The following is a 9,199-nucleotide window of genomic DNA, read 5'->3' as shown; positions in this document are numbered from 1 at the left end:
ACACCGCCGGACCACACCACCAGGGTCGAGCCCCCGACACACCCGTGCCGGGGGCTCCCCACATTAACACCACCGCAGCAGGGACTGATGGTGGCTCTCCACCCGCCCTGCACCACGGGCTTTCCACGCGCACGGCACCGTGCGTCCCGCTGACCGGAGACGCCCCCTCGCAGCAGCCCCGCACGGGGCAGGCCCCCACCGTCACGGTGGGGGCCTGCGTTCGCCCAGGACCGGGAGGATCAGCCGACGATCTTGCCGGGATTGAAGTTGTTCCCCGGGTCCGCGGCCGCGAACATCCCGCGCATGAGCTGCACGCCCTCCGGGGAGATGTCCTGCTCCATCCAGGGGCTGTGCTCGAGGCCCACCCCGTGGTGGTGGGACAGCGTGCCCCCGGCGTCGATGAAGGCCTGCTGGATCGCGCTCTTGATGACGGCGTACTCGCCGTGCGGGTCCTCGCCGATCTCGTAGCCGAAGGTGAAGTAGAGGCAGGCCCCGGCATGGTAGGAGTGGGACATGTGGGACATGATCCACCCCGTCTTGCCCTGCGATGCGAAGGCCCGTTGCGCGGCGTCGTAGGCCGCCTGGTGCACCGTGGTGAGCTTGGACCAGGGGGCGGCGGTCTCCGAGACGTCCCCGATGGTGTTCTGCTCGAGCAGGAAGTCACGCAGGTACGGGGTGTCGAACTTCTTCTGGTCGTAGAGCGCGCCGGGACCCGCTCCGAGCACCAGGGCGCCCTGCTTCTTGGCGATGCCGGCCACCGCCTTCTTCCTCCGCTCGACCTCGGACTTGCTGCCCTCGAAGCACACGTAGGCGATGCACATGGCGTCGGTGTCCCAGCCACGGCGGCGCATGACCTCCCACAGCAGGTCCTGCCCCTTGGCCGAGACCTTCTTCTTGAGGGTGGCCGGGGCCTTCTGTGTGGACAGGGAGAACGCGGTCTCGTGCGCGTCGGAGACCCGGGCGAACGTGGTGCTGACGCCGGACCGTGCGATCTCGCGCATCGCGATGAGCGCCTGCTGCCACGTGGGGAACATGTACGCGATGACCTCGCGGTGCTCGGAGATGCGGTGCACGTGCACGTCGAGCTGGGTGATGACGCCCAGCCTGCCCTCGGAACCGAGGATCATCTCCCGCAGGCTGGGGCCTGTGGAGGTCGAGGGGAGGGGGCGCAGCACCACGGTGCCGCCGGGGCGCACCACCCGCAGACCCCGGACGATGTCAGCGATGTCCCCGTACTTGTCGGACTGCATGCCCGAGGAGCGCGTGGCGGCCCAGCCGCCGAGGGTCGAGTGCGTGAAGGAGTCCGGGAAGTGGCCGAGAGTCCACCCGCGGGCGTTGAGCTGCTCCTCCATGTCCGGGCCCAGCACACCGGACTGGATGGTGGCCAGTCCCGAGGTCTCGTCGAGCGAGAGCACCCGGTTCATCCGGCCCAGATCCAAGGAAACGATCGTTCGTTCCTCATGGGGGTCAGGCTGGAGGCTCCGGGAGATGCTCGTGCCACCGCCGAAGGGGATGACCACGAGGTCGCGCTCCACCGCGAGCCGCAGCACCTGGGCCACCTCGTCCTCGGTGCCGGGGTACACGACCACGTCGGGCACGCGCGCGAAGTCGCCCGCCCGGGTGAGCAGCAGCTCGGTGACGGACTTGCCGGCCCAGTGCACGATCCGCAGTTCGTCGTCGAGGGTCAGGTGCTCTGCCCCGGTGATGGCGGCCAGCGCCTGCAGGAGGGCGTCCTCGGCGCGGGATGCGGGGACGCTCACCGTGGAGAAGTCGATGGTGTCGCGCTGCCGGGGCCGCAGGTCCACGTCCAGGGCGTTCTTGACGAACGGGGCGAAGGCGGGCTTGTTCGCGTACTCGAAGTGCACGCCCTCCTCGCCCCACCCCCACCACTTCATGTGCTTCACGTGTGCCATCTGCGCGGTCTTCTCCTGGGTCTCGGGGGGCGGGTGGTTCAGGTGCCGATGCGCGGACGGTGCTCGGCGTAGAGCGCGCGCACCGAGGCCTCGATGCGGCCGTTGAACGAGGAGGTGGGCTCCTTCTCCCGTGCGACCAGCGGCTCGCCGACGGCCACCACCACACGGGGCCGACCGCGGCGCGGCCACCGCGTGCCGTGCGGCATGGCCTCGTGCGCCCCGATCAGGGCGACGGGCAGCACCGGTACACCCACGGCCTTGGCGAGACCGGCGGCGCCGATCTTGAAGGACGCCATCTCACCCGTGCGGGAGCGCGTCCCCTCGGGGAAGACGAGCAGCGGGACGCCCGCCTTCAGCAGCTGTTTGGACAGTCCACGGTTCGCGCCCGTGCCGGTCCGGTCCACCGGGAACGCGTTGAAGATCAGCTCGGTGAACAGCCGCTTGTGGGGTGCGGTGAAGAAGTAGTCCGCGGCGACCCCGGTCGCCAGGTTCCGGCGCACCCGCCGGGGCACGGAACCGAGGACGAGGGGCGCGTCGAGGTGGCTGGAGTGGTTCGCCACCACGATGCAGGGTCCCTCGAGTGCCTCGGCCGCCGGATGGGTCACGACCGTGCGGCGCACGGTGCGGTAGGCGAGCCCCTGCAGGAACACCCGCTGGGCGATCCGGCGGGCCAGACGGCGCCGGGGGTCGCGGAAGCGCGCGGGATCCAGCTGCGCGGAGGAGGCCGGCGGGGCGGACGGGGCGTGCCCGGCGGCGGGAGCGCCGCCGCCGTCGATGGAGCGCCGCACCGGGATCGGGTCCTGGTCCTTGCGGCGCTTCACGATCCGGCCGCCCGTTCCTTCTGGCGGGCCGAGGCGACCAGCCCCGAGATCCGGCGCACCGCGGCGCGCGGCAGGTGGCGCAGGACGAGCCCGAGGAGCCGATAGCGCTTGGTGGGCATCGAGATGACCTTGCCGCGCGCGACGTCGTCGAGGGCCTCCTCGACCACGCGCTGGGGGCTGAGCCACATGAAGGAGGGGATCGAGGTGCCGCTGATGCCGGCACGCTCGTGGAACTCCGTGCGCACCCAGCCGGGCAGCAGGGCGGTGACGTGGACGTCCGTCCCGTGGAGCTCGACGGCCAGGGCCTCGGTGAACGCCGTCGTGTAGGCCTTGATCGCCGAGTACGAGCCCATCGTGACCAGTCCCGCGATGGAGGAGACGTTGATGATCCAGCCGGAGCCGCGCGCCGTCATCGCCCGGACCGCGGCCGAGGAGAGCACCAGGACGGCCCGGCACATGACCTCGAAGGCGCGGTCGTGGGCGCCGGTGTCCGGGTCGGCGAAGGAGGTCTTCACGGAGAACCCGGCGTTGTTCACGAGCACGTCCACGGGTCGCTCGGGGTCCTCGACCCGGGCGGCGACACGGTCCACGTCGGCGCGGGCGGAGAGGTCCGCGGGCAGGACCTCGACGGGCACGCCGTGCTCCGAGCGCAGCCTGGACGCCGTCTGCTCGAGGCGGTCCGCGTCGCGGGCCACCAGGACGAGTGCATTTCCCCGGCGGGCCAGGGCCTCGGCGAACGCGGCACCGATGCCGGACGTCCCCCCGGTCACGAGAGCGGTAAGCATGGGATCTAGGCTACACTACGGTAGCCGTAGCGCAGCCGGGTGCGGTCCGCTCGAGGGGCGCCGTCGTCGCCCGCCGGGCAGGGTCCGCCCGCAACCCCCGCCCGCTCCGCACCGACGGCGGACCAGTACACCACCGAAGGAACACCGTTGACCGAGACCCCCACCACGCGCGTCCTGCTCACGGGAGCCACCGGCTTCCTCGGCCAGGCGGTGCTCGAACGGCTGCTGTCCGCCCACGAGGGTGTGCACGTCACCGCCGTCGTCCGCTCCAAGGGGAGCATCAGCGGTGAGCAGCGGTTGCGGCAGCTGCTGCGCAAGCCTGCCTTCCGCACCTGGCGGGAGCAGGTGGGTGACGACGAGGCCAAGCGGGTCTTCGCAGAGCGCACCGTGGTGCTCGAAGGGGACCTCTCGGCGCTCGCGGGCATCTCGGAGCCGTTCGACGTGGTGATCCACTCGGCCTCCACCGTGTCCTTCGACCCGCCCATCCACGAGGCCTTCAGCACGAACGTGGGCGGCGCCACCGGCCTCTACGACGCGCTCCTGGCCTCCGGGCAGGATCCGCACGTCATCCACGTCTCCACCTGCTACGTCGGCGGAATCGCCAAGGGCCTGCGCCCCGAGGCGCCCGTGGACCACGACGTCGACTGGGCTGCCGAGTACAAGGCCGCCCAGCTGGCGCGGGAGGAGTCCGAGATGGCCTCCCGCACCCCGGAGCGGCTGCAGGCCATCATCGACGACGCCACGGCGGGCCACGGCAAGGAGGGCCCCAAATCGGTGGCCCGCGCCGCGGAGGCCGCACGGGAGGAGTGGGTCCGCACCCGCCTCGTCGAGTACGGGCGCACCCGGGCGCAGTCCCTCGGCTGGACCGACATCTACACCTTCACGAAAGCCCTGGGTGAGCGAGTCGCCGAACAGAAGTGGGCGGGCGCCGGCCACCGCCTGTCCGTGGTCCGCCCCTCCATCATCGAGTCCGCACTGCGCCACCCGTACCCCGGCTGGATCGACGGCTACAAGGTGGCCGACCCGCTGATCATGGCCTACGCCAAGGGCGCCCTGCCGGAGTTCCCGGGGCTGCCGGACTCCGTGCTCGACGTCATCCCCGTCGACTTCGTGGTTAATGCGATCGTGGCGCTGGCCACGGACGGGCACCGCGCCCCGTCGGGCGCGGTCACCCCGGACGGGCAGTCGGACCCCGCTCCCGCCTACTACCAGGTCTGCTCGGGTGCCTCCAACCCCCTCCCGTTCCACCAGATGTACGAGAACGTCCGGTCCTTCTTCCTCGCCCACCCGCTGGATGACGCCGATGGCAAGCCCATCCGCGTGCCCGAGTGGAAGTTCCCGGCCAACAACGCCGTGGAGCGCTCGCTGGCGGTCAAGGAGAGGCTCTCCGCCGTGGGCGGGCGGATCACCTCGGCCCTGCCCGCGACCTCCCGCACCCGGGAGTGGGCCAGCTCCCTGCACCGCATGCAGTCCGGCCTCGGTTCCCTGCGCACCTACGTGGACCTCTACCAGTCCTACACACGCACCGAGATGATTTTCGACGACGCCAACACGCGGCAGCTCAACGACTCGCTGCCCGCCGGCACGCCCGAGGACCGGACCTTCGACGCCCGGTCGATCGACTGGGCCGACTACTGGCACAACGTGCACCTGCCGGCCCTGACCACGATGACCAAGGCCTACGGCCGGCTCCAGGCGGCGTCCAAGCGGCGCAGCACGGCCAGGCGGGACCTCAGCGAGGGCACGGACGTGCTCGCGGTCTTCGACCTCGAGGGCACCGTGCTGGACTCCACGGTCATCCGCCAGTACCTGCAGCTGCGCCGCCGGACGCTCCACCCGGCGAAGTGGCCCGCGGAGGTCGCCGACCTCGTGTCGAGCGCCCCGACCTACCTGAAGGCCGAGAAGCGGGACCGCGGGGAGTTCATCCGGGCGTTCATGCGCCGCTACCAGGGCGTGCCGGCCGGGACCGTGCGGGAGCAGGTGGCCGGGCCGCTCGGCCAGGACATGCGGCGCCTCCTGCGCCCCGGGGCCCTGACCCGGATCGAGGAGCACCGCGCCGCGGGGCACCGCACGGTGCTGGTCACCGGGTCGATCGACCTGCTCGTGGAGCCGATCGCCCACCTCTTCGACGAGGTCGTGGCGGCCCGGATGGACGTGCGCGACGGGGTGATGACCGGCTACCTCGCCGCTCCGCCCCTGGTCGACGAGGCGCGGGCCCAGTGGCTCAAGAAGTACGCCGAGCAGGGCGGCTACGACCTGTCCCGCTCCTACGGCTACGGGGACTCCCACGCGGACGCCAGCTGGCTGCTGCTCATGGGCCACCCCTACACCGTCAACCCCGACCTGCCCCTGTACCGGCTGGCCAGGAAGAACCACTGGCCCATCGAGGACTGGAAGACCGCCTGAGCGCTCCGGCGGCGGACGGCGAGCAGGAGGGCACCGATGGGCGACGACGACCGGACCGATCCGCGGACCGTCACCACCGACAAGAAGATCACCGCGGCGGCACTCGCCCTCCTACGTGAGGGCGGACCGCACCGGGTGAGCATCGAGGCGGTCTCGGCGGCCTCCGGCGTGGCCAAGACGTCGATCTACCGCCGCTACGCGAACAGCCTGGAGATGCTCGAAGGAGCCCTCGAGGACGCCGTGGCCACCTACTCACCGCCGCGTCCGAGTGCCCCGGCGAGCTGGGACGAGGGCCTCGCCGAGGCGCTGGACTTCCTGCTCCACGACATGGGCATCGGGGTGGCGGTCTCGCTGCTGAGCGACCCGGACTCGGAGACGTCCCGGATCCTGCGGGCGCACCTGGTCCGGCCGCGCGTGGAGCGGCTCAAGGAGCTCTTCGCGGCGGAGACGGCGGCGGGGCGGCTGAACCCGGACCTGGACGTCGACGTCCTCCTGGACTTCGTGCTGGGCTCCGCCTACTCCCACGCGGCCCGGTACGGGAGCCTGGGCGAGGACTGGCCGCGGCGGGTGCACCGGACCCTGACCGGGGTGCTGGAGGCGCACCGGCCCTGACCGGTCCGGGCCGACTCACGGCTCAGAAGACCTCCCGCTCGTCCGGGCGCTGGGCCAGCTCCGAGGCCACGTAGTTCTCCACGGCCGTGTGCGTCGCCACGTCCTTGCCGGCGCGCTCGGAGAGGAACCACCGGTGCTCGAGCACCTCGTGCACGATCTCGGCGGGCTCGAGCTTGCGGCGCATCGGCGGGGTGACCGCCTCCATGATGGGGGAGAAGACCTCGCGCATCCACAGCTGGGCCACGAGTTCCTCGGGCAGGCCCGGATAGAGGTCCTGCCCCAGTTGCGCGATGTCGGTCAACAGCCGGCGGGCCTGGTTCTCGTGGGCGCCGAGGCCGGTGAGCCGTTGCAGGCGGCGGGTGTGGTGGCCGGGCTCCACGACCTGAGGACGCAGCCGGATCCGCCCGTCGACCGTGTCCATGGAGGCCTCCTCGACGTCGAAGCCGAGTTCGTTGAGGCGGCGCACCCGTTCCACCACGCGCCAGCGCTCGTCCATGCTGAAGGACTCCTCGACCGTCAGCTCGCGCCACAGGAAGTCGTAGGTGGCGACGAGGCGGTCCGAGACCTCGAAAGGATCCACCACGTCCGCGATGTCGTGCCCCTCCTCGGCCGCCCCGGCGAGCAGGTCCATGATCTCCCCGGCCACGTTGGTGCGGGCCAGCTCGATGTCGTACTCCCGCTGGCCGCGCGTGAGCTCGGAGTGGATCTCGCCCGTCTCCGCGTCCACCAGGTAGGCGGCGAACGCTCCGGCATCCCGGCGGAACAGCGTGTTCGAGAGCGAGACGTCACCCCAGTAGAAGCCGGAGAGGTGCAGCTGCACGATGAGCGAAGCCAGCGCGTCCACGAGGCGCTCGACCGTGGCCGCGCTGGGGCCGGCGGAGAAGATGGCCCGGTAGGGCAGGGAGAAGCTCAGATGGTCCGTCACGAGGGCGGCCGGCAGGGGTTCGCCCTCGGGCGTGTACCGGTCCGTGACCACGGAGTCCGGCACGACGGACGGGATGCCCATGCGCTGCAGCCGGCGCAGGGTCGCGTACTCGTGCCGGGCGTAGTGGGGGACCGTCTCCTTGACGGCGACGACCTTCTCGCCGGCGCGGGCGAAGCGCACGACGTGCCTTGAGATGCCTCGGGGAAAGGCGGCGAGGACGTCCTCCGGCCACTGCTCGAGAGGGGTGTCCCACGGCAGCTCCAGGAGCACGGGGTCCGGGAAGGCCGTCTGGATGGACACGCTGCCGGACCGTCCGCCGGGGGCGGGGCCGTCCTGGGGCGCGAGGGAGAAGTGTGGGGCCGGGGAACCCTTCATACCTGGTCATGCTAGCAACCGGGGCGCGGCCCGGTGCCGCCGCGGAGTCTCTCCCGCGCTCGATCCCGGCGCTCGATAGGGTGGGGAGGGTGTCGATCGAACAGCGCATCCATGCGCACTACGCCGGGCTCTCGCCTCAGGAGCAGCGGGCCGCCGACCTGATCCTGGACCACCTGGACGACCTCGCCCTGTACAGCTCGGCGGAGCTGGCGCAGATGAGCGGCGTCTCCCGCGCCACCCTCTCCCGGCTGTACCGGCATCTGGGCTTCGAGTCCTTCACCGACCTCCGGGAGACGGCCCGGACCCTGCGCCAGCAGGGCGTGCCCCTCGGTCCGGACGCCGACCCGGGGCTGAGCCAGCACCTGGAGCAGGAGCTCAAGAACCTGCGCAAGGTCCTGGATCCGGCAGGGGAGGACCGCCCGGCCCAGGCCGTGCGCGCGCTGGCGGACGCGGGAACGGTCCTGCTCATCGGTCTGCGCAACAGCTACCCGGTCGCGCTGCACCTGAAGCAGCAACTGCAGCAGGCGCGGGGCCGGGTCCGGCTCGCCCCGCTGCCCGGTCAGACCCTCGGCGAGGAGCTCCTGGACGTGGGCGAGGGCGACGTCGTCGTCCTGCTGGGCTTCCGGCGGCGGCCCCGCGGATTCGAGCGCCTGGTGGAGGTCTGCGCGGCCACGGGGGCTCGGACCGTCCTCCTCGCGGACAGCACGGCCCGGCGCCAGGCGGCGGCCGTGGACCTGTGGATCGAGTGCCCCCTCGACGGCGTGGGGCCGTTCGACTCCTACGCGGCGGCCATGAGCCTCGTGTCGGTGCTCGCCGACGGCGTGCTGGCCGCCGCGGGGCAGGAGGGACGACGACGGGTGGGCCGCGCGGCCGAGCTCTACGAGGAGCTGGAGGAGCTGGACCTGCGCTGAGCCGACCTCGTGGGTGACCGGTGCATCCCGGGGACTCGTCGGCTAGAATTCGTCAGTTGGCTGATCAATCCGGGCCGGCAACGAGCCGGTCCGTACCGAAAGGAACCCGCCATGCACGATCCTCAGGCGCTCGCCCAGGCCGAGACGCATCTCCTCCACGTGCTCGAGCACTCCGATCCGCCGCGCGACGCCAGCCGCTACAACGTGACGGCGGCCGCACGGGCCTACCACGACCGCACCGGCAACTGGGACGTCCGGGACGCCGACCCCGAGCTCGTCGAGCAGGTGCTCGCCGACCACCCCGCCCGCGACTGATCCAGATCCGGCCGCGCCACGGCGTCCTCTCCGTCGGGGAGGGCGCCGTGGTGGTGGGGGTGGTATTGCCGGTCCCGCCGGGGGGTCAGTCGGGCAGGCGGGTGCCGGTGGTGGTGTCGAAGAGGTGGAGGTGGTC

General features: G+C 71.7%; 8 protein-coding genes. 4 read left to right on the top strand and 4 right to left on the bottom strand.

Translation table 11 applies throughout. The features are described from left to right. Window positions 1–239 precede the first annotated feature (239 nt). From ACFYE1_RS16845 to ACFYE1_RS16835, 3 genes are read right to left on the bottom strand one after another with little or no spacing between them, the layout of a single operon-like run. Window positions 240–1,913 (bottom strand): FAD-binding oxidoreductase, encoded by a 1,674-nt coding sequence (locus tag ACFYE1_RS16845; protein WP_387745522.1) that lies wholly within the window; start codon window positions 1,911–1,913, stop codon window positions 240–242. Between the two features lie 38 nt (window positions 1,914–1,951). Beyond that, entirely contained in the window at window positions 1,952–2,734 is a 783-nt protein-coding gene (locus ACFYE1_RS16840) for a lysophospholipid acyltransferase family protein (RefSeq protein ID WP_387745519.1), read from the bottom strand. Further along, window positions 2,731–3,519: an SDR family NAD(P)-dependent oxidoreductase gene (locus ACFYE1_RS16835; RefSeq protein ID WP_387745516.1), complete on the bottom strand. Its 789-nt coding sequence runs from the start codon at window positions 3,517–3,519 to the stop codon at window positions 2,731–2,733. The genes ACFYE1_RS16840 and ACFYE1_RS16835 overlap by 4 nt, the downstream gene beginning before the upstream one ends. A gap of 147 nt (window positions 3,520–3,666) precedes the next feature. Here ACFYE1_RS16835 and ACFYE1_RS16830 point away from each other — a divergent pair, with 147 nt between their 5' ends. Next, a complete protein-coding gene (locus ACFYE1_RS16830; protein ID WP_387745513.1) occupies window positions 3,667–5,925 on the top strand; it encodes an HAD-IB family hydrolase in 2,259 nt (752 codons plus the stop codon). A gap of 36 nt (window positions 5,926–5,961) precedes the next feature. Continuing rightward, window positions 5,962–6,537, top strand: coding sequence for a TetR/AcrR family transcriptional regulator (locus ACFYE1_RS16825; RefSeq protein ID WP_387745511.1), 576 nt, complete (start codon window positions 5,962–5,964; stop codon window positions 6,535–6,537). A gap of 22 nt (window positions 6,538–6,559) precedes the next feature. Here the strand turns inward: ACFYE1_RS16825 and ACFYE1_RS16820 are convergent, their stop codons facing one another. After that, window positions 6,560–7,762 (bottom strand): DUF4032 domain-containing protein, encoded by a 1,203-nt coding sequence (locus tag ACFYE1_RS16820; RefSeq protein ID WP_387745508.1) that lies wholly within the window; start codon window positions 7,760–7,762, stop codon window positions 6,560–6,562. A 164-nt stretch (window positions 7,763–7,926) separates the two neighbouring features. Between ACFYE1_RS16820 and ACFYE1_RS16815 the strand changes: the two genes are divergently transcribed. Together ACFYE1_RS16815 and ACFYE1_RS16810 are read left to right on the top strand one after the other, a co-directional pair. Beyond that, window positions 7,927–8,748 (top strand): MurR/RpiR family transcriptional regulator, encoded by an 822-nt coding sequence (locus tag ACFYE1_RS16815; protein WP_387745505.1) that lies wholly within the window; start codon window positions 7,927–7,929, stop codon window positions 8,746–8,748. 111 nt (window positions 8,749–8,859) lie between these two features. Beyond that, entirely contained in the window at window positions 8,860–9,063 is a 204-nt protein-coding gene (locus ACFYE1_RS16810) for a hypothetical protein (RefSeq protein WP_387745502.1), read from the top strand. Window positions 9,064–9,199 lie beyond the last annotated feature (136 nt).

It is taken from the genome of Kocuria nitroreducens (assembly GCF_042879195.1).
GTDB lineage: Bacteria > Actinomycetota > Actinomycetes > Actinomycetales > Micrococcaceae > Kocuria > Kocuria nitroreducens.
The sequence above is the reverse complement of the archived record's forward strand: the minus strand, read 5'-3'. Positions and strand labels throughout refer to the sequence as shown.

Bases quoted from the DNA above. Each gene is read 5' to 3' on its own strand.
- ACFYE1_RS16845 (WP_387745522.1), bottom strand. From the start codon at position 1,913: ATGGCACACGTGAAGCACATGAAGTGGTGGGGGTGGGGCGAGGAGGGC.
- ACFYE1_RS16835 (WP_387745516.1), bottom strand. From the start codon at position 3,519: ATGCTTACCGCTCTCGTGACCGGGGGGACGTCCGGCATCGGTGCCGCG.
- ACFYE1_RS16825 (WP_387745511.1), top strand. From the start codon at position 5,962: ATGGGCGACGACGACCGGACCGATCCGCGGACCGTCACCACCGACAAG.
- ACFYE1_RS16810 (WP_387745502.1), top strand. From the start codon at position 8,860: ATGCACGATCCTCAGGCGCTCGCCCAGGCCGAGACGCATCTCCTCCAC.